This is a genomic window from Gemmatimonadota bacterium, from assembly GCA_041390125.1.
GTDB lineage: Bacteria > Gemmatimonadota > Gemmatimonadetes > Longimicrobiales > Gaopeijiaceae > JAGQIF01.
Genome location: JAWKQN010000016.1, coordinates 1 through 19,216 on the forward strand (window position 1 = coordinate 1; position 19,216 = coordinate 19,216).

At 73.1% G+C, this 19,216-nt stretch carries 13 protein-coding genes; 3 read left to right on the top strand and 10 right to left on the bottom strand.

Features of this window, described 5'->3' with window-relative positions:
* The 10 genes from R3E98_16980 to R3E98_17025 form a co-directional block, all read right to left on the bottom strand.
* Nucleotides 1-886: metallopeptidase TldD-related protein (locus R3E98_16980; protein MEZ4425093.1), on the bottom strand; the 886-nt coding region annotated here is incomplete at its 3' end.
* Nucleotides 887-889: 3 nt separating this feature from the next.
* On the bottom strand, nt 890-2,497 hold the full coding sequence (locus tag R3E98_16985; protein ID MEZ4425094.1) for a TldD/PmbA family protein: 1,608 nt from the start codon (nt 2,495-2,497) through the stop codon (nt 890-892).
* A 46-nt stretch (nt 2,498-2,543) separates the two neighbouring features.
* The gene (locus R3E98_16990; protein MEZ4425095.1) at nt 2,544-4,145 is read right to left on the bottom strand and encodes a TldD/PmbA family protein; all 1,602 of its coding nucleotides are present in this window, start codon (nt 4,143-4,145) and stop codon (nt 2,544-2,546) included.
* 35 nt (nt 4,146-4,180) lie between these two features.
* Nucleotides 4,181-5,854, bottom strand: a complete 1,674-nt coding sequence (locus R3E98_16995) for a hypothetical protein (GenBank protein MEZ4425096.1) — start codon at nt 5,852-5,854, stop codon at nt 4,181-4,183.
* Complete coding sequence (locus R3E98_17000; protein ID MEZ4425097.1) at nt 5,851-8,685, bottom strand: DUF4159 domain-containing protein; 2,835 nt, start codon at nt 8,683-8,685, stop codon at nt 5,851-5,853. The genes R3E98_16995 and R3E98_17000 overlap by 4 nt, the downstream gene beginning before the upstream one ends.
* Nucleotides 8,682-10,148: a BatA domain-containing protein gene (locus tag R3E98_17005; GenBank protein ID MEZ4425098.1), complete on the bottom strand. Its 1,467-nt coding sequence runs from the start codon at nt 10,146-10,148 to the stop codon at nt 8,682-8,684. The genes R3E98_17000 and R3E98_17005 overlap by 4 nt, the downstream gene beginning before the upstream one ends.
* Nucleotides 10,145-11,032, bottom strand: a complete 888-nt coding sequence (locus tag R3E98_17010; protein MEZ4425099.1) for a DUF58 domain-containing protein — start codon at nt 11,030-11,032, stop codon at nt 10,145-10,147. Before R3E98_17010 ends, R3E98_17005 begins: the two co-directional genes overlap by 4 nt.
* A gap of 5 nt (nt 11,033-11,037) precedes the next feature.
* Nucleotides 11,038-12,069, bottom strand: coding sequence for a MoxR family ATPase (locus tag R3E98_17015; GenBank protein MEZ4425100.1), 1,032 nt, complete (start codon nt 12,067-12,069; stop codon nt 11,038-11,040).
* Between the two features lie 175 nt (nt 12,070-12,244).
* Entirely contained in the window at nt 12,245-13,639 is a 1,395-nt protein-coding gene (locus R3E98_17020) for an aryl-sulfate sulfotransferase (protein MEZ4425101.1), read from the bottom strand.
* Between the two features lie 218 nt (nt 13,640-13,857).
* Nucleotides 13,858-14,619, bottom strand: coding sequence for a carboxypeptidase-like regulatory domain-containing protein (locus R3E98_17025; GenBank protein ID MEZ4425102.1), 762 nt, complete (start codon nt 14,617-14,619; stop codon nt 13,858-13,860).
* A gap of 213 nt (nt 14,620-14,832) precedes the next feature.
* Between R3E98_17025 and R3E98_17030 the strand changes: the two genes are divergently transcribed.
* The 3 genes from R3E98_17030 to R3E98_17040 are packed head-to-tail and all read left to right on the top strand — an operon-like array spanning nt 14,833 to nt 19,216.
* Nucleotides 14,833-16,404, top strand: a complete 1,572-nt coding sequence (locus R3E98_17030) for a response regulator (protein ID MEZ4425103.1) — start codon at nt 14,833-14,835, stop codon at nt 16,402-16,404.
* 25 nt (nt 16,405-16,429) lie between these two features.
* Nucleotides 16,430-18,244: an ABC transporter ATP-binding protein gene (locus R3E98_17035; GenBank protein ID MEZ4425104.1), complete on the top strand. Its 1,815-nt coding sequence runs from the start codon at nt 16,430-16,432 to the stop codon at nt 18,242-18,244.
* 3 nt (nt 18,245-18,247) lie between these two features.
* Complete coding sequence (locus R3E98_17040) at nt 18,248-19,216, top strand: lysophospholipid acyltransferase family protein (GenBank protein MEZ4425105.1); 969 nt, start codon at nt 18,248-18,250, stop codon at nt 19,214-19,216.

A 19,216-nucleotide genomic window follows, 5' to 3' on the forward strand; every position in this document is an offset into this window, starting at 1 on the left:
CATTGAACGGCGCGGAGAAGAGGCGCGGATCCCCCGGATCGGAGTGGATGGTCACACGCGAGTCGATGAACTGCTCCCCGATCTTGTTGCCTCCGCCCGCCTTGCTGAAGAACGAGCGGCCCTCGTCCGCCGAGCGTGCGTTCAGCGAGTTGAGCATGAGGCCCACGAGGTTGCCCACCGCCGTGGGCTCCAGGATGACCGTCCACCGGCCCGGCTCGACCGCGCGCGCGTCGCGCGACATCTCGGCCTTCTCGATGGCGCGAGCGCCCAGCGCCGCGGTGTCGAGGTCGTCCCAGTCGTGCACGCCCGTGCCGGCCCAGCCGGAGCCGGTGCCGTCCGCCGTGCGCACCGTGGTGGTGAAGTTCACGCGCGTGCTGCGCGTGTAGGCGAACAGCCCCTTGGAGGTGGCCACCGCGGAGCAGTCGGCCGAATGGATCAGGAAGCCGGTGGACACCAGGCCGGCGCGCGCGGCCGGCTCGGTCACCGCCGCGATGGCGCGCGCGCGCGCTTCGGGCGCCAGCTCCGCCGTGGACTCGAAGAACCCGTTGGACTCGGGGTACTGCTGGGCACCGAGCTCGCCCATGTACTCCCGGTCGTCGGGCACCAGACGGGCGAGGCGCTCGCTGGTCTCCACCACGCGCTGCAGGGACTCGTCGTCGTAGCGATTGGTGGTGGCCGCCGCCGTCTTCTGTCCGAACGCGCTCGTGATGGTCAGCGTCCCGTTCAGGGTGTCGCCGGACGTGCTCATCTGGTTGACGGCGAAGCGCGTGTTGCCTTCCACGCCATGCTGGAGGTTCACCAGCGCCTGGTCCGCCTTGGAGAAGGACAGGGCCCGCTCGCAGATCCGCTGGGCTTCGTCCCGGGTGAGGATTCCGTTCTCAGGCATCGATCAGGCCCTCCGGCCGGTGTTGATGACGTTGACTTGCCGGTGGCGCGTGATGGGACAGCCGTGCGACACCGAATTGGACTGGGCGGGCTGGCCTTTGCCGTCGCCGAAGGCGCCGCCCATGAAGTAGGTGCTGGGACCGCCGATCAGGTCCATGGAGTTCCAGAACTCCGGCGTGCGGATCTGGTAGGCCACGTCCTTGAGCATCCCGCCGATCTGCCCGTTGCGGATCTCGCGGAACGTCTGGCCTCCGAACTGCGCGTTGTAGCGCTGCTGGTCGATGGAGAACGAGCCGTCCCCGGAGATCAGGATCCCGTTGTCCACGTCCGCCACCAGCTCCTCAAGCGTGACGTCGCGATCGGGGTGAGGCAGCAGGTTCACGTTCGGCATGCGCTGGAACTGCACGTCCGCCCAGCTCTGCGCGTACGAGTTGCCGTGCGAGCGCACGGGCCGGCCCTGGGAGCGGTACCAATCCGCCAGCATGGGGGCCTGCTCGCGCGTGGTCTGCAGATCGTTGAGCACGCCGTCCTTGACGATCAGGTAGTCGTCCGGCTGCACGCCCTCGTCGTCGTAGCCCACGGTGGAGAGGCCACCGGGGGTGGAGCGCTCGCCCTGGATGTTCATGAACTCGGGCCCGTACTGGAACGTGCCCAGGTATTCGGCCGGCGAGCTGATGAAGGACGTCCCGGCATAGTTGGCTTCGAAGCCCATGATGCGGTCGAGCTCGGTCGGGTGGGCGATCGACTCGTGGATCGTGAGCCAGAGGTGGTCGGGCATGAGGATCAGGTCGTACCGACCCGGCTGCACCGGCTTGGCGGACAGCTTCTCCACGGCCTCCTCGGCCCAGCGCGGCGCGTTGCCCACCATGTCCTGCCGCAGCACGTACTCCCAGCCCAGCGCGATGGGGGCCATCTCGTTGGCCTGGCGCGACTGGAAGTCGGACTGGTCGGGCGCCACGGCCGTGATGGTCATGTTGGGGCCGGCGCGATAGATGCGCTGGTCCGTGACCGTGCCCAGGCTGGAGGCGAAGAACTTGTCCTCGCGCAGGAAGAACAGGGACGAGTTCGCGAAGCGCGCGCCCTGCACCTTGAGCGCCGCCGCGTTGGCCGCGAGCAGCAGCTCCGCCTTGTCCTCGATGGAGATGTCGAACGGATCGATCTCGATCGGGCTCTGCCACGACACGTCCGCGTGCACCTCGGCGGGGGCGAGCTCCACCGGCCGGCGCTGGGCCACCCGGTTGGCACGCGCCTGCGCCACGGCCTCCCGCGCGACGCGGGCCATCTCGTCCGGGGTGACCATCATGCTGGCGGCGAAGCCCCAGGTCCCGTCCACCAGGACGCGCACGCCGAAGCCGTAGGTGTCGTTGTCCACCAGGCCCTGCACCCGGTCCTCGCGGGTGAAGATGCCCTGCGTGCGGTTGGCGCTGATGCGCACGTCGGCGTAGCCGGCGCCCGCGGAGCGCGCCTCGTCGAGCGCGCGCATGGCCAGGGCGCGCCGGTCGGCGGCCTGGTAGGCGTCGCGCGCGGCGGCGTTGAGGATCCGGGCATCGCCCAGGATGCCCACGCCCAGCATGGTCGCGGTTCCGGTCCGGACGAAGTCTCTTCGCTTCATGGGGTCTCCGTGAGGATGGGCGCGCTGCGCTCGGGCCCGGAGGCCGTCAGGCGTTGCGTCCGGTGTTGATGACGTTGATCTGCCGGTGCCGGGTGACGGGGCACCCGTGCGATACCGCGTTGGACTGGGAGGGTTGGCCCTTTCCGTCGTTGAAGGTCCCACCCAGCTCCCAGGTGGAGCGCCCGCCGATGCCGTCCATGGCGTTCCAGAACTCGGGCGTGCGCATCTGGTACACGACGTCCTTCAGCATGCCCACCACGCGGCCGTCGCGGATCTCGTGGAACACCTGGCCGCCGAACTGGGCATTGTAGCGCTGCTGATCGATCGAATAGGACCCGCGTCCGTCGATCATGATCCCGCGTTCGACGTCGCCGATCAGCTCCTCCAGGGACACGTCCCGCTCCGGATTGGGCAGCAGGTTCACGTTGGGCATGCGCTGGAACTGCACGTCCGCCCAGCTCTGCGCGTAGGAGTTGCCGTGCGAGCGGACGGGCACGCCCTGGGCGCCGTACCAGTCGGAGAGCCAGGGCGCCTGCTCGCGCGTGGTCTGCAGATCGTTCAGCACGCCGTCCTTGACGATCAGGAACTCGTCCGGCTCCACGCCATCGTCGTCGTAGCCCACCGTGGCCAGACCGCCGTGGGTGGAGCGCTCGCCCTGGATGTTCATGAGCTCGGGGCCGTAGCGGAACGACCCCAGGAAGCGCTCGGGCGCGTCGATGAAGGACGTCCCCGCGTAGTTGGCCTCGAACCCGAAGATGCGGTCCAGCTCGGTCGGGTGCGCGATCGATTCGTGGATGGTCAGCGCCAGGTGGGACGGCAGCAGGATCAGGTCGTAGCGGCCCGGCTGCACCGGCCGGGCGGACAGCTTCTGCACGGCCTCCTCGGCCCAGCGCGGCGCGTTGCCGACCAGGTCGCTCTCATGCACGTACTCGTAGCCGAGCCCGCGCGGGAGCACCGTCCAGCCGCGCTCCTGGAAATCGGAGCGATCGTCCGCCACGGCGGTCACCGACATCAGCGGCCAGCAGCGATGCACGGTCTGATCGGTGATGGTGCCTTCGGAGTTGGCGTAGAACTTCTCCTCCTTCACGAAGGCCATGGACGAGCTGGCGAAGCCGGCGCCCTTCACCGTGAGCGCCGCCGCGTTGGCCTCCAGCAGCAGCGCCACCTGGTCCTCGATCGCCACGTCGAACGGGTCGATCGCGATGGGCGAGCGCCACTCCTTCTCGGCGTGGACCGGCGTGGGCGCGAGCTCCACGGGACGGCGTTGTGCGGCCCGATTGGCGCGGGCTTGGCGCACGGCCACGTCCGCGACGCGGGCCGCCTCGTCCTGCGCGAGCGTGGCGCTGGCCGCGAACCCCCACGTGCCGTCCACGAGCACCCGCACCCCGAAGCCCCGGGTCTCGCCGTCGTCGATGCCCGTCACACGCCGTTCGCGGGTGGCGATGAAGCGGTTGCGGACGGTGCCCACGCGCACGTCCGCGTACGAAGCACCGGCCGAGCGGGCCGCGTCCAGCGCGCGGAAGGCGATGGCGCGTGCGAACGGGTCCCCCACAGTGCGGGGCCGCAGCGCCGCGTCGAGCAGGGAAGGATGGAGGGACAGCCCGGCCGCAGCGGCTGCGCTCCGCACCACGAATCCACGTCGGTCCATCGTGTCGTCTCCTCGGGCGGCGCATCGGCCGGCCGTCAGGGCCCGCCGGCCCGCCGTCTCATCGTCCACTCCACCGCCACCACCAGCGCGAGCAGCGCACCTGCCGCGAGCGGCAACCGGGGCTGCTCCGCGGGACGCCACGGGACCTCGGATACGGGCGCAGGGCCGCTCGCGTTCCCCGGGGCCACGGGAATGCCCGGGGCGTCCGCGCGCCCGGAGGCGATGGCCGTGAGCGCCACGTCCGCCGGGTCGGCGGCTCCAGGGGTCTCCACCACGGCCACACCGATCGGCCCACCGGGCCCGTCCACCCGCCACAGACCGGGCACCGCGGCCAGGAAGCGGGCCACACCGGGCTGGACATCGTACGGCTCTGCCCCCGCCCCGCCCACCCCCGCGATCACCGGCACCTGGACGACCCGCCCGTCCGGGGCTTCGACCTCCAGCGTGGCGGGCAGGCGTGCGCCCGCCTCCAGCGGGCGCACCTCGATGCGCACCGGTGTGCCCGGCAGCACCGGGCCGTCGGGGCCCACCAGCCGCAGGGGGGTCGGCAGGCCGCCTGCGGCCCACTCCACCCAGCCGCGCCACCACGCGCGGTGGGCCTCGACCGCTCCGCCCTCCATGCGCCAGCGCCAGGTCTCGGGCAGGCCCAGGAAGCCCACCCGGCCGCGTCCGACCTGCGCCACCGCCGCGACCGGCCGGCCGGCGCTGTCGGTGGCGGCCACCGACGCGGAGACGTCCCCGGCCAGCGTCACCAGACCCGACCGGACGGGCGCCGCCGGGAGCGGGCTCAGCTCGGCCGGAAGCGCCCAGCCCGGCGCCGCCCCCACCGGGAGGGGGATGCCCACACCCAGCGAGTCCCCCAGGCCCCACCCGGTCAGCAGCGCGGTCAGGCCGGGGGAGGGGCGCCGCCCGTCGAGCCCGGGCGCGAGGAGCACGCCCCCGCCCGAGGCCACGAAGCTGCGAAGGGACTCGATGAGGGCCGCGTCGGGGCGGACGTCCCCGAGCAGCAGCACCACGTCGTAGGCGGCGAGCTCCTGCGGCCCATCGGCGGGGATGTCCACACGACCCAACTCCACCCGGGCGTCCACCTCCGCCCCGGCCTCGTCCAGCGCGCGCAGCGCGAAGCGCGACTCCCAGCCGGGCTCGCCCGTGCGGGCCAGCACGCGCACGGGTCTGGCCGGTCCCACCCACGCCCCGACCGCAGCGGTGTCCCGCCCGCTCCACGCGGACCAGCCCTGCCAGCCCTCCCGGGCGGGGCGGACCTGCAGGCCCACCCGACCGACGCCCTCCGGACCGATGGGGACGTCCACCGAGTCGACCGCGCCCGGGCCCTCCGTGAAGTGGAGCCACACCGTCTCCCCGGGCGCGCCGTGCACCGTGGCGGCCAGCGCGGCCGCACGTCCCGCCCGCGGCCGGTCGGGGGCGACCAGCGACACCGTGCGGGGCGGGCCCACGGGCAGGGTCAGCGGCGGCACCGCGGGACCGGGTGCCAGCAGCGCCAGCGCGGCGGCGTCGGGTGCAGTCGCGCCGCTCCAGCGGATGCGTGTGGGTGGAGCTGGGGCCAGCAGCGCGCCCGCGACGCGTGCGGCCTCCGGCCGCTCCAACAGCAGCGTGCGGGGAACGCCGGCACCGGGCTCGCGCAGCAGCAGCAGGCCCAGCACCGCCAGGCCACCCAGCAGGACCCCCCGCAGGAGGGCGGGGACGCTCATCGGGTCAACGCGTAGAGCAGGACGTTGACGCCGAAGCGGGTGTTGTCGAGCGCCAGGAAGCGCTTGTTCTCGGCGTGGTAGTTCCACTCCGAGGCGTAGTCCTTGTTCGAGTAGAGCACGCCGATGCGCCCACCCTGCTCGATGGCGAACAGCTCGCGGTGGATGAGGCCGTCTCCCCAGCCCGACAGCTCGTGGCCGGTGATGGGCGGGCCGTCCTCGAACGGGAAGAACGTGGAGTAGAGCGCGTGGTCGGACGGCAGCGGTTGGAGCGCGTCCGCGCCGAAGATGCGGGCCAGCTCCGACAGCACGGACCGGTGGAAGGCGCCGTCGATGTCGTGGTTGTGGTCGTCGATGAAGAGGAAGCCGCCGCGCTCCACATAGCGCTTCAGGTTCTCGCTCTCGGCCTCGTCCAGGCGGAGCGGCAGGTGTCCGGTGAGGAACACGAACGGATAGCGCAGCAGCTCCGGGCTCGAGAGATCCACGATCACGCCCTCGCCGTCCACCGGCAGCGACGTGTACTGCGCGAGCGAGTGGGCGAGGTTGGACGGCACCAGCGGCGCGGAGTCCCAATCGCCCGAGCCGTAGCGCGCGGTCGCGAACACGAAGGGCGGCGTCACTGGTGCGCCCCGGGCCGGGCGTGCGTCCGCGGTGTCCGGCGCCGCGGCCCGGCGCGCCAGCCAGGCGGCGCCCGCGGCGTCCGTGGCCACGGGCAGCGGAGCGCCTGTCCCTGCGGAGCGCGCGGGCGTCAGGGCCCGGCGCGCCTGTGCCAGCAGCCTACGCGCGTCCTCCGGCTCCGCCGCGTCCACGCGGTCGGCCGCCCGCGCCACCGCGCTGGCCGCCTCCACCGATCCGTCCGGAGCGCCCAGCAGGGCCGCGGCCAGATCGCGCAACCGGAGTGCGAGCGCTGCATCGGCGTCGTCCCCGAGCGCCGACAGCGCGGCCTCCACGTCCCCACGCCAGTGGGCGGCGTCCGGCGCGGCGTCGCCCCGAACGCGCGCCGCCGGTCGGGCCTCGTCCACCTCGCCGGTGCCGCGCGCGGCCGCCAGGTCGAGCGGGGGTCGCGTCACGCGTCCGCGCGCGTACACACGGTCGGCTTCGCGCAGCGCCTGCAGATGGTCGAGCGCCACGTGCTGTGGGGGGAGGGAGGGCTCGGCCTCCGCCTGCCGCAGAAGGCGGCTGGCGTCCCACATGGCGTTGAAGGCCGACACCAGGTCGTTGTTGACCTCCACGATCGGGCTGCCGTCGTGGTCGTGGCCGGGCGGCTCCAGGGCGGGGGGCGGCCGGGTGGGGTCGGCGGGCTCGGGCTCGTCGTCGGCGTGCTCGTCGGGCGCGGCCTCGCGCACGAACATCACCTCCTCCACCCGCTCGCGCAGACGATCCTGCTCGTCCGCGATCTGCGCGGCCTGCGCGGCGAAGCGCTCGTCCGTCAGCGTGTCGCGCGCGGCGATGAGCTCCTCGGTGAGCAGGATGATCATCCGTTGCGACAGCACCGGATCGCGCTCGCGCTCGATCGGGAAGCCGATCAGGGTGGTCACCTCCGCGAGGCCGTCCTCGTCCGCGACGCGGATCAGACGCGTGGCGGAGACGCCGAGCGCGGGCCCGGTCACGTCGTTGCGGTCGCGCGCCTCCGCGCGCACGTGCAGCACGTCCCCCGGGCCCAGGCCGGTGCCGGCGACATCGAGGTCCAGCACCCCGACGAGCGTGTCCCCCCGGCGCTCGACCGCGTCCCACGCCCAGGTGCCCTCCTCGAACGAGAAGGACTCCCCGCTTCCGCTCGAGCGCACCCAGTGCAGCTCCCACGGACCGGTGCCGTAGTCGTCGGTGGCGCGCGCCGCGATCCGGACCGTGCCGGACGCCTGCGCCAGCACCAGGTCGGCCGCCGGTCGCTCCAGGGTCACCTCCGGAGGGCGATCCTCCAGGACGGACAGCGCGATCACGCGCCGGTCCACGACGTCGCCGTCCGGTGCGGGGCGGAGGCGGAGGTCCACGCCGCGGTCCGCCGGACCCACCGTCCAGCGCGCCACGGCCGCACCGGCGCCCGACTCGAGCCGGAGGGGCCCCACGCCCACGCGGTCGGCCTCGACCACCCCACCCCCGCGCTCCACCCGGAGGGTGAGCACGGAGCCCGGCAGGACCGGGACGACCCCGGAGGCGTCACTGCGCCGGACGGGCAGGCCCGTGTAGGCGGGCGGCGTCACCTCGAGGGCGAGCCCGGTGAAGGCCGGCGGCGGAGCCGTGGGATCGGCGACGGCTCCAGCCCCGGCGGCGCCGGGACCCGCCCCGGCCGCCCGGCCATCCTCCAGGTGCACCCAGCGCGCGCGAAGCCCCTCCAGGCCCACCGGGTGGAGGGCGAGCGCCAGGCCCAGCGCCACCAGGCCCGTGGCGGCCCAGCCGGCCGGGCGTCCGCTGTCGACCGGGACCACGCGCGCCGGGGAGACGGCGCGGGCCCGCACCTCGGCCCGGCGCCGGAACGCCGCCCCGGTGGGCCCGCTCAGGTCGCCTTCCAGGGCGGTGGTCAGCAGGTGCTCGAGGGCCGGGTCGCGCTCCTCCACCAGGAGGGCCGCGCGGCGCGTGTCCCCGAGTCGCCGGGCGGTCCGCGCGCCGAGCGCGAGCGCGACCCCGGCCAGCAGCGCCGGGAGCCACCGCAGCACCGCCCGCGCACCCGTCTCCAGCCCCACCAACGCGTCCAGCCCCAGCAGCAGCAGCGCCGCCGCGGCCGCGAGCGCCAGCGCCGCCAGCGCGCCCTGCAGCCACGCCCGGCCCCGCCAGCGCCGTTGCACGGCGCGCAGGAGCGCGTGGACCGCGTCTCCACCGATCCGGGACGGGGTCATGATCGCCGTCCGCGCTCGAGCCGCGTGACCCGCACCGTCTCCGCCACGGCCACCAAAAGGGCCGCGGCCAGGAGCCAGCCCTCGAGCGGGCGTCCCGGGCCCGGGCCGAGCGCCGCGGCCGCCACCGGAGCGGGCGCGCCGCCGGCGAGAAGCGCGCGCGCGGCCTCGTCCAGGGCCGCGTCGGCGCCGGTGGCGTCGTCCGCCGACCGGCACCCGTCCACCAGCGTCCGGATCAGCGCCGGATAGGAGGGGTCCTCCCGACCGGCCTCCCAGGGCGCGCCGTAGCGCACGACGCAGCCGGCGCCCCACGGGAGCGCCGCGGCCACGGGTCCGCCGTCCACGCGCACCACGGGAAGGAGCCTCCCCTCCGCCGGCGCCGCGGCGCGCCCCGGCTCGAGCCTGGCGTCGTGGAGGGGGAGCCTGCGATTCCCGACCCGCAGCCCGGACGGTGCGGCCGCGGCCGCGGTCGTGGCCCAGCCCTCGGCGTCCCACAGCGCGTTCAGGGGCGGAGGAAGGGCGTCCGCGGCCGGCGCCACCACCAGCACGGTGTCGCCCAGGCGTCGGGCCCGGTCCAGCGCCGGCTGGAGCGCCGCCGCCACCGAGACGAAGTGGAGCGTGGGCGCGTCCCCCTCGGGGGCGGACTCTGCCACGCGGTAGCCCAGGACCTCCAGGGCGGCCCGGAGCGGGGCGGGAGCGCCGGGGTCCACCCGAGCACCAGCGGGCATCCCGGCGCCGCGCGTCGACGCGGACGGGTCGCCGGGGGCGCCGGCAGGACCGGTACGGTGCGCATCGGCTCCCGGCGTCCGCCCGGACGGGTCTTCTCCGCCCGCCGCCCCCTCCCCGACCGCCACCACCCGCAGCGGTCCCGGCCAGGCCTCCGCGCGGAGCAGCCCGAGCTGCGCATCCCAGGCGCTCCAGCGCGGACGGGTGATCAGCACGGCCTCGACGTCGCGGGTCGTCGTGTGCGGGAGGGCGCCGCGCAGGGCGCGCAGCGCCACCAGGTAGGAGGACTCCTCGCCCGTTGTGCCCTGCTCGGCCACGGCGCTGGTGTCGGCCGCCGGCACGGCCGTCCCGGGGACCGACGCGAACGGGACGATCCAGGTGCCCTCCACCCCGGCCTCACGGGCGGCGGCCGCCCGTGCTTCGGCCCACACACCCGCCATGCCGGCACCCCGGTCGAGCAACACCACACGCGTGCTGCCGTCCTCCCGGTCGGGCCGCCACCGTGGGGCGGAGAACAGCGCGCCCAGCAGCAGGGCCAGCAGCATGCGCAGCGCGAGCACGCCCGGATCCGTGGGACGGCGCCGGAAGCGCAGCGTGCTGCGCGCGTCCTCGCGCAGAAAACGCGCAGTGGGGAGGGGAGCGCGGTCCGGCGGTCGCGGCGCCAGGAGGTGCAAGACGAACACGAACCCGGCGAGCATCGCGCCCGCCACGAGCGCTCCCGGCGCTCCGAACGCGATCATCGCAGCGCCAGCCAGGAGCGGAGCGCGTGCCCGATCGGCGCGTCGGTCGTGAGCGGCACCAGCTCCGCGCCCCGTTCGTGGAAGCCGGCGGCGAGTCCGTCGTACCACGCTGCCACGCGCGTCCGGAACTGCGGATCGTCCCCGGGTGCGGCGGCGATCTCGGCACCGGGCCGCTCCGGGTCGAAGAAGCGCGCCGGCCCGAGCGGCTGCAGACCGAGCTCGACCGGCGTGGCCACGCGGAAGCCGATGACCTCGTCGCCCCGGGCCCGCAATCGACCCACCGCGTCCAGCAGGCCCGTGTCGTCCAGGAAGTCGGACAGGATGAGCACGCGTCCCTGGCGGCGCAGCGCCTGGCCCACGCCGTCGAGCGCGTCGGCCAGCGAGCCGGTGCCCTCCGCCCGCAGGCGTTCGAGCGCGAGCAACACCTCGTGCAGGTGACCGCTGCGGTTGCGGGAGGGCAGGGCCAGCCGCACGCCGTGGGGCCCCGTGGTCGCCAGCCCCACTGCGTCGCCCGCGCGGAGCATGACGTGCGCGAGCGCGGCCGCCAGGTAGGAGGCGTAGCGCAGCTTGCTCGGCTCGGAGCCGAAGCCCATCGAGGAGGACGTATCGAGCAGCAGGAACGCCTGCAGGTTGGAGTCCTCCCGGAACTCCTTCACGTACAGGCGATCCGTGCGCGCGAAGAGGCGCCAGTCGATGTGGCGGACGTCGTCGCCCTGCTGATAGGAACGATGCCGCGTGAACTCCTCGCCCGCACCCAGGAACGGGGACCGGTGCAGGCCGGAGATGAAGCCGGCCACCACCTGCCGCGCCACGATCTCCAGGCCACCCAGGCCCGCGAGGAGGCCCGGTGGAAGCAGATCCGCGGAGCGTGCCGTCGCGGTCATCGACTTCAGCGGACGCCGCTCGTCGGCGGCGGCACCGCATCCAGGAGCCGCGTGACGACGTCGTCGGTCGACGTGCCCTCGGCCTCCGACTGGAACGTGAGCAGGATGCGGTGACGGAGCACCGGCGCCGCGATCCGCCGCACGTCGTCCGGCGATACGTGCAGCCGTCCGCGCAGGAGCGCGTGGGCCTTGGCGCCGAGGATCAACGCCTGCCCGGCGCGCGGACCTGCCCCCCAGCGCAGCGCTCCCGAGACGGTGGGGCTCCCGCCGTTGCGGCCGGGGCGCGTGGCGCGCACCAGGTCGGTGGCGTACCCGATGACCGCATCCGACACGGGCACCGAGCGCACCAGGCGCTGCAGGCCGAGGATCCCTTCGGCGTCCAGGACCGGGGTCACCGACGGCGCCTTCAGACCGGTGGTGGCGCGCAGGATCTCGGCCTCCTGGTCCCGCTCCGGGTAGTCGACCCGGATCTTCAGCATGAAGCGGTCGAGCTGGGCCTCCGGCAGCGGATAGGTGCCCTCCTGCTCGATCGGGTTCTGGGTGGCGAGCACGAAGAACGGCGTGGGCAGCCGCAGATCCTCGCCGGCCACGGTGACCGTGCCCTCCTGCATGGCCTCCAGCAACGCGGACTGGGTCTTGGGCGGTGCGCGATTGATCTCGTCGGCCAGCAGCACCTGCGTGAACACAGGGCCCTGGAGGAAGCGCGCCTCACGTCGCCCGCTGCTGCGGTCCTCCTCGATGACCTCGGTGCCGGTGATGTCGCCGGGCATCAGATCGGGCGTGAACTGCACGCGCCGGAACTGGAGCTCGAGTGCCTCCGCCACCGTGCGGACGAGCAGGGTCTTCGCCAGGCCGGGCACGCCTTCCAGGAGCGCGTGCCCCCCGGACAGGATCGTGAGCAGGATCTCCTCGAGCGCGGCCTCCTGCCCGACGATCCGCTGTGCCACCTCGGCACGCAGACGGGCGGCGGCCGCCAGCAGCCGCTCGGCCTCCTGCTCCACCCGCTCCGCGTCTTCCAACCGGGACGTCTCTGTCATGCGCTCCTCTACCGTGGACGGTCCGGGCCTGGTCCCCGGGCGCGCCGTGCGTACCCGCGCGGGACGCCAAGGATCGGGGGGCGGGCGTGGCGGCGGCCGCTTCGGGGATGCCTGGCGGGGCGCTCGTGGTTGCTCTCCGCGGACGCGCCGAGGAGGACCGTCGCGCACGCGGACCTCAGGGCCGCTGATACCCGTACAGCGAAGGAAGCGCGTGCGCGCGGTAGAAGATGGCGGGTTGTCCCCGCCAGCGTGGCTCCGCCGACCAGACCACGGAGCCCGCCGGGGTCACCTCCGCGATGTGGGCCGGCACGCCGAAGCCGACGAGCGTGTTGCCGTTGGTCAGACGCTCGGCGCCGCTCACGAACATGCTGAACAGCGGCGGGTCGGGCCGGTACTCCCACACCATCGTGGCGGTGCGGGCGTCCAGGTCCAGCGCGTACTCGACCGCGCGACTCTGCGGGGGGTCGTGCCGGACACCGTTGTCGAAGAGCAGCAGGTTGCCGTTCGGGAGGGTGCGGGCCATGTGCTGCGCGCTGAAGAAGCCCAGCGGATCGCCCACGAATGCGAACTCGTTGTGGACGCCCCCCAGGCGCCAGAGGATGTCGCCGCTGCGGCCGTCGATGGCGGTGACCTCCCCCAGGTGCCGCCACGAGACCACGTAGTTGCCGTCGGAATCGACATCGATCGAGTTCGGGTGCTCGAAGTCCAGCACGGGCTGGTTGCGCAGGGACTCGGGGGGCTCGATCCAATCGGCCGGATCGAGGTGATCCCACGCGTTCCACTCGAACTCCACGGCGCCCGCCGCCGTGAGTCGCTGCAGACGGTGTCCCGCCACCAGCGCGCCGTCGATCCCGCCCCAAGGGCGGAAATCCATGGTGCGGTGATCGTACGCGAGCAGGTGGATCCGCTCGAGCGCGCCGCCCTCGAAGTCCAGCAGCAGCTCGTGGGAATCCGTGTAGAGCCCACCGGCGGCCTCGTACTCCCGCACGATGGAGCCATCCAGGCCGAGTTCCACATAGCGGCCGTCCAGCGGCTCGAACCCGCTGGTCTCGCCCACGAACACGGTGATGTGGCCGTTGGGCTGCTGCTTGGTCTCCTTGGCCGGGTTGGGGGCCACCGGATACTCGTGCAGCTCCCGGTACCAGCGGATCCGGCCCTGCCGGTCGAAGGCGTACACGAGGCCCGGCGTGCCCAGGTTGCCGCCGTTGACGAGCGTCAGCGGGTGGGTGGGCGTGCCGGTGGTCGCGATCGTCACCTCACGCAGCCGCTCGGGCAGGGCACCGGTGGTGAAGGTGTCCGCGGTGGCGGAGGCCCGGCCCTCGGGGCCGGCCAGGTCCACGATCGTCGTGTAGGCCCGCTCCTCCAGCAGGCCGAGCGCGAGCAGCGTCCCCTTGCCCGCGGTGAGTGCCACCCACGGCGTCGTGTCCGGCGGTTCCCCGGACGTCTGGAGGCGCAGCCGGGCGGAGTCCGCGAAGCTCGCCTCGATCTCCACGGAGACCGACAGGCTGTTGTGGGGATTGGGGGTGACGACGGCCGCGCCGAGGCTCGGGGGGAATGGATCCGCGATCACCGTGGGCGGGTCCGAGCAGGCGCTGGCACCCAGGGAAGTCGCGGCGCAGCAGAGCCACCACGGACCGCGGCGGAGGCGCAGGGGAAGTGGGCGTCGGGCGTCGGTCACCGGCCCAGGATGCGCGGCGGCGGAGCCGGACGCCAGCGCACGGCGACCGCGGCGCGGCGCGCATCGCCGCGACCCGCCCCCGGGTCACCCGGTGGGGTTCGGCTCCGAGCCTACCGCTTCGTCCACATCAGGATCACCCCGCAGCGCGCGTCCCCGAACTGGGGAGGCACCTCGGCCGGGCTGTCGTAGACCTCGAGCCCGGCCAGATCCCCCGCGGCCACCAGGTTGTCGAAGTCGGTGGCCGGCGGCGTGGTCCCTCCGAACTCGACGATCGCGTTGTCCAGGTAGATGCGGGGAAAGCACGGGGGCCGGTTCTGCATGGTGCTGCGGAGCGCGTAGCGGGTGATCACCGCGCGGAAGGGCATGCCGGTGCCGCTCTCCAGGACCTGCACTCCGGGGATGACCCGCAGCAGATCGGTGGGGCGGATGGGTGCCCGCTCGGCGATCTCCTGCTCGTCGAGGAACGTGCCCGGCCACAGCCGCTGCCGCTGGTAGAAGCCCGCCGCCTGCAGGCGGATGGAGGTCCGCTCCACGGCCACGGCCAGGGAGTCGAGCAGCACGGGACGCGGGTCCACATGGAAGGTCACGAGGGTGTTGCGCGTCGTGCTCAGCTCCACCGGACCGTCTACGTAGGTCTCGGCCGACAGGTGGCTGACCCGCACGTAGTAGACGCCATCTTGCGGGACCGGGATGGCGAAGCGGCCGTCGAACCCCGTGAAGGCGGTCGCCACGACCTCCTGCCGCAGATCGATGAGCTCGACCGCGGCCGACGCGATCGGGCTGTCCCAGGTGGTATAGAGTGTCACGCCCTGGATGTACTGGGCCGCACCGGGTGCCGCCGTCGCCGCCAGGGCGAGCAGCCCTGCACCCACCGACGCCCCTTGTCGACGACGCCGGTGCGCCGTCCCCGCTGCCCCACGTCCCGTCATCAGCTCCCCCTGCCCGCGGTCCCTCGTTGCTACGCGCCGGTGCCGCCTGGGGTCCATACCGGGTTGGCCGCGCATGGGCCTGGCCCTCCGCAGGATCCAGGCCCCGCCTCTCCGCACCGACGTGGCCCCCCCTTCCCGCTTTCCCTAGCTTCCGGCATGTCCACCGCGGGCGCGAAGCGCATCCTCTGGGTCGATGACGAGATCGACTTCCTGAAGCCCCACCTGCTGTTCCTGCAGCAGCGGGGCTATCACGTGGACGCCATCGCCAACGGGGACGACGCGCTGGCCCTCCTCGGCGAGAACCCGTACGACCTGGTGCTCCTGGACGAACAGATGCCGGGCCGCCGCGGCCTGGAGGTCCTGGAGGTGCTCCGCCGCCGTGATCCCCACGCCCGCGTGGTGATGATCTCCAAGTCGGAGGAGGACCGCACCATGACGGAGGCCATCGGGCGCCGGGTGGACGACTACCTGGTCAAGCCCACGAGCCCCCGGCAGGTGCTCTCGGTGGTGACGCGGATCCTCGAGGGCTCGTCCATCCAGCAACAGCGGGTGGCGCAGGACTTCGCGGCGCGTTTTCCGCAGCTCTCGCGCAAGAAGGCCGAGGCGGCCGACGCCGACACGTTCCGTGAGGTCTACGCCGAGCTCGTGGACTGGCACATCCGTCTGGAGAACGCGGGCGAACACGGCTTGTTGGAGAGCGTGCAGGGCCTGACCGAGGAGCTGCGTCGCGACTTCGGGACCTGGACGGTGCGGCAGTACCCGGCCTGGCTCCGGGCCGGCCGCGACGACCGGCCGCGCCTGTCCGTGGACGTGGTCGCGGACTTCCTGGTGCCCGCGCTCGGGCCCGACCCGGTCTATTTCGTGGTCCTCGATTGTATGCGGTTGGACCAGTGGCGGGTCATCGCGCCGCTGCTGTCCCCCTGGTTCGACGTCGAGGAGCACTTCCAGTTCTCGATCCTGCCCACGGCCACGCCCTACGCGCGCAACGCCATCTTCTCCGGTCTCTTCCCGGACGAGATCGCGCGCCGCAACCCCGGCTGGTGGGACCTGTCCGACGACGAGGGGAGCCTCAACGCCTTCGAGGACCGGTTGCTCGCCGAGCAGTTGAAGCGGCTCACGGGTCGGGAGATCCCGGTCCACTACGAGAAGATCTTCGGGGATCGGGGCAGCGAGCAGGTGCGGGCGCGGATCCGCTCGGCGCTCGGCAACGGTGGCGTCATCGCCCTGGTCTTCAACTTCGTGGACCTGATGACGCACGGGCGCTCGGAGTCACCGATCCTGATGGAGGTGGCGCGCGACGCGGCGGCCCTGCGCGACCTCACCCGCTCGTGGTTCGAGCGCTCCGCGCTCTTCCAGGTCCTGCGGGAGGCGGCGCAGGAAGGCCGGCAGGTCATCTTCACCACCGACCACGGCTCGCTGCACTGCATGCGGCCGGCCACCGTGTTCGCGCGCAAGGATGCCACGTCCAACCTGCGCTACAAGTTCGGCAGCGACATCCGGGCGGAGGATCCCAAGGCGGTCCTCATGGCCAAGAACCTCACGGACCTGCGACTGCCCGCGGGCAAGCCCGGTGTCCACTGCCTGATCGCGCTGGACGACCACTTCTTCGTCTATCCGACCAAGCTCCGGGAGTACCAGGCGCGCTATCGCGGCTCCTTCCTGCACGGCGGCGTCTCGCCCGAAGAGATGATCGTGCCGGTGGCCCGCCTGCTCCCGCGCGGCCGCTGAGTCCAGATCCGGTGCCCCCGGTTCCGTGAAGCTCTACCTGCGCGTCCTCGGCTATCTGAAGCCCCACGCCGGCGTCTTCGTCGTGGCCGCGCTGGCGATGTTCATCTTCGCCGCGCTCGATGCGTTCTCGCTGGCGCTCCTGATCCCGTTCCTGCAGACGCTGTTCGGAGGATCGGGCGTGGGGGCGTCGAGCGGGGGCCGCCTGGACGCGATGCTGGACGCCACCATCGGTCGGGTCGTGGACCTGCGAGGCGATCCCCAGGATGCCATCCAGGGGATCATCCTGTTCATCCTGGTCGTCGTCACGCTCAAGAACATCTTCGACTTCATCCAGAACGTGCTGGTGGCGCGCGTGGAGCAGGGCGTCACGCGCGACCTGCGCGACGATGTCTACGACCACCTGCTCGAGCTCGACCTGGCCTTCTTCGGGCGCACCCGCACCGGCCAGATCATCTCTCGCCTCACCAACGACGTCGAACAGCTGCGCACCCTGGTGACGCGCGAGCTGGCCAAGACGCTGTCGTCGTTCTTCGAATTCACGGCCGCCATGGTCCTGATGCTGGGTCTGTCGGTCAAGCTCACGCTCGCCGCGTTCCTGGTGGTGCCGGGCGCCATGGCCATCTGGGGCCCGCTGGTGAAGAAGCTGCGGCGGGGAGATCGGCGCGTCCTCGACCTGGCCGGCCAGGTGAGCTCGCACATCCAGGAGACCCTCTCCGGCATCCGCCTGGTGAAGACCGCCTCGGCGGAAGGACACGAGCGCGAGCGCTTCCGCGCCCTGACCCGCAGCTACTTCCGCACGTTCCTGCGCACCCAGAAGTGGCGGGCGCTGGCCGCGCCCATCACGGAGCTGCTGGCCGCCTTCGGGACCGTGGTGCTGCTGTGGTACGGCGCCCGTCTGGTCCTGGTGGAGAATGCGCTGAGCGGCGCCGAGTTCGTGGGCTTCCTGGTCCTGAGCATGAAGCTCTACTCGCCGGTGAAGTACCTCTCCAAGCTCCCCGCGCTCGTCCAGCCGGGCCTCGTGGGCGCCGAGCGCGTCTTCGAGTTCATGGATGCGCCCATCGAGATCCGGAACCGCGCCGACGCCCGTCCCTTCTCCGGACTCGAGCGCGAGATCGTCTACGACGGCGTCTCCTTCGGCTACCGCGCCGGCGACCACGTCCTGCAGGACGTGTCCTTCCGGGTGCCGCGGGGCAGCGTGGTCGCGCTGGTGGGGCCGAGCGGGGCGGGCAAGAGCACGCTCGTGGACCTGCTGGGCCGCTTCTACGAGGTGGGGGAGGGTGCCATCACGATCGACGGCACCGACATCCGCGACTTCGAGGTGCGGAGCCTGCGCCGTCAGCTCGGGATCGTGTCGCAGGATACGGTGCTCTTCCACGACACCGTGCGCGCGAACATCGCCTATGGTCTGGACCACGTGGACGACGCCGCCCTGGAACGGGCGGCCCGGGCCGCCCACGCCCACGAGTTCATCCAGCACCTCCCCAAGGGCTACGACACCGTCGTGGGGGAGCGTGGCGCCGAGCTGTCGGGTGGACAGCGGCAGCGCATCTCGATCGCGCGGGCGATCCTGCGCGATCCGCCCATCCTGATCTTCGACGAGGCCACGAGCGCGCTGGACACCGAGTCGGAGCGGCTCGTGCAGGCGGCCATCGAAAGGTTGCTGGCCGGCCGCACGGTGTTCGTGATCGCACACCGACTCTCCACGATCCGGAAGGCCGACCAGATCCTGGTGTTGGAGAACGGACGGGTCGTCGAGCGCGGGGACCATCGCGCGCTCCTGGACGAAGGCGGCCTCTACAGCCGGCTCTACGCGCTGCAGGCCGCGGGCAGCGAAGGCTGAGGCATGGAGGAGCGCAGGCCCACGGTCGCGCACCGGCTGGAGCACGCGGGGCTGTCCGCCGTGCAGACGCTGGTGCGTCTCGTGCCGGAGTCCGCGGCCCTCGCGGTGGGCGCCGGAGTGGCGCGGACGGCTGGTGCGCTCCGCATCCGGCGCCGGCAGGTGGACGAGAGCCTGGCGCTGGCCTTCGGGGACCGCCCGGCCGGATGGCGGGCGCGGATCGCGCGCGAGGCCTACGGCCATCTGGGCCGCGAGGTGGCCATGCTGCTGCGGTTGGGCGCGCTCCGCGGTGCGGCGTTGCGCGAGGCGGTGCTCGCACACACCACCTGGGGCGACGCCGCCACCGAAGCGTTGTTCGCGGAGCTGCTGGAGGCGGCTGCGGCTGGACAGGGCAGCGTGCTGGTGACCGGACACCTGGGCAACTGGGAGCTGGCCGGGGCGGCCCTGGCGGTGCGCGGGCTGCCCCTGGATGCGGTGGCGGTGCGCCAGCGCAACCCGCTCATCGACCGTGAGCTGCGCCGCCATCGGGACGCGCTGGGCTTCGGCGTGCTGGATCGCAGGGAAGCCGCCACGCGGGTCCCGGCCGCGCTGCGGGCCGGGCGCACCGTCGCGCTCGTCGCCGACCAACACACGCCGGGCGGCGTGGTCCTCCCCTTCTTCGGGCATCCGGCGGCCACGCCGAAGGGACCGGCCGTGTTCGCGCTGCGCACCGGCGCGCCGGTCCTGGCGGGGTGCGCGGTGGTCCGGCCCGGGCCGCCCCGGCGGTATCACGTCTTCCTGGAGCGGATCGAGGTCCCGCGCTCGGGAGACCTGGACGCCGATATCCGATCCGTTACCGGATCGTTCACGAAGGCCCTGGAACGGCGTATCGAGGCCGATCCGGGCCAGTACCTGTGGCATCACCGCCGCTGGCGGCGACGTCTCCTGGAGGAACCGCCCCCGGCGGCCCCGGTATTACGCGGCAACCGACCCTGA

Bases quoted from the DNA above. Each gene is read 5' to 3' on its own strand.
- R3E98_16985 (MEZ4425094.1), bottom strand. From the start codon at position 2,497: ATGAAGCGAAGAGACTTCGTCCGGACCGGAACCGCGACCATGCTGGGC.
- R3E98_16995 (MEZ4425096.1), bottom strand. From the start codon at position 5,854: ATGAGCGTCCCCGCCCTCCTGCGGGGGGTCCTGCTGGGTGGCCTGGCG.
- R3E98_17030 (MEZ4425103.1), top strand. From the start codon at position 14,833: ATGTCCACCGCGGGCGCGAAGCGCATCCTCTGGGTCGATGACGAGATC.
- R3E98_17010 (MEZ4425099.1), bottom strand. From the start codon at position 11,032: ATGACCGCGACGGCACGCTCCGCGGATCTGCTTCCACCGGGCCTCCTC.
- R3E98_17005 (MEZ4425098.1), bottom strand. From the start codon at position 10,148: ATGATCGCGTTCGGAGCGCCGGGAGCGCTCGTGGCGGGCGCGATGCTC.
- R3E98_17015 (MEZ4425100.1), bottom strand. From the start codon at position 12,069: ATGACAGAGACGTCCCGGTTGGAAGACGCGGAGCGGGTGGAGCAGGAG.
- R3E98_16990 (MEZ4425095.1), bottom strand. From the start codon at position 4,145: ATGGACCGACGTGGATTCGTGGTGCGGAGCGCAGCCGCTGCGGCCGGG.
- R3E98_17040 (MEZ4425105.1), top strand. From the start codon at position 18,248: ATGGAGGAGCGCAGGCCCACGGTCGCGCACCGGCTGGAGCACGCGGGG.
- R3E98_17000 (MEZ4425097.1), bottom strand. From the start codon at position 8,685: ATGACCCCGTCCCGGATCGGTGGAGACGCGGTCCACGCGCTCCTGCGC.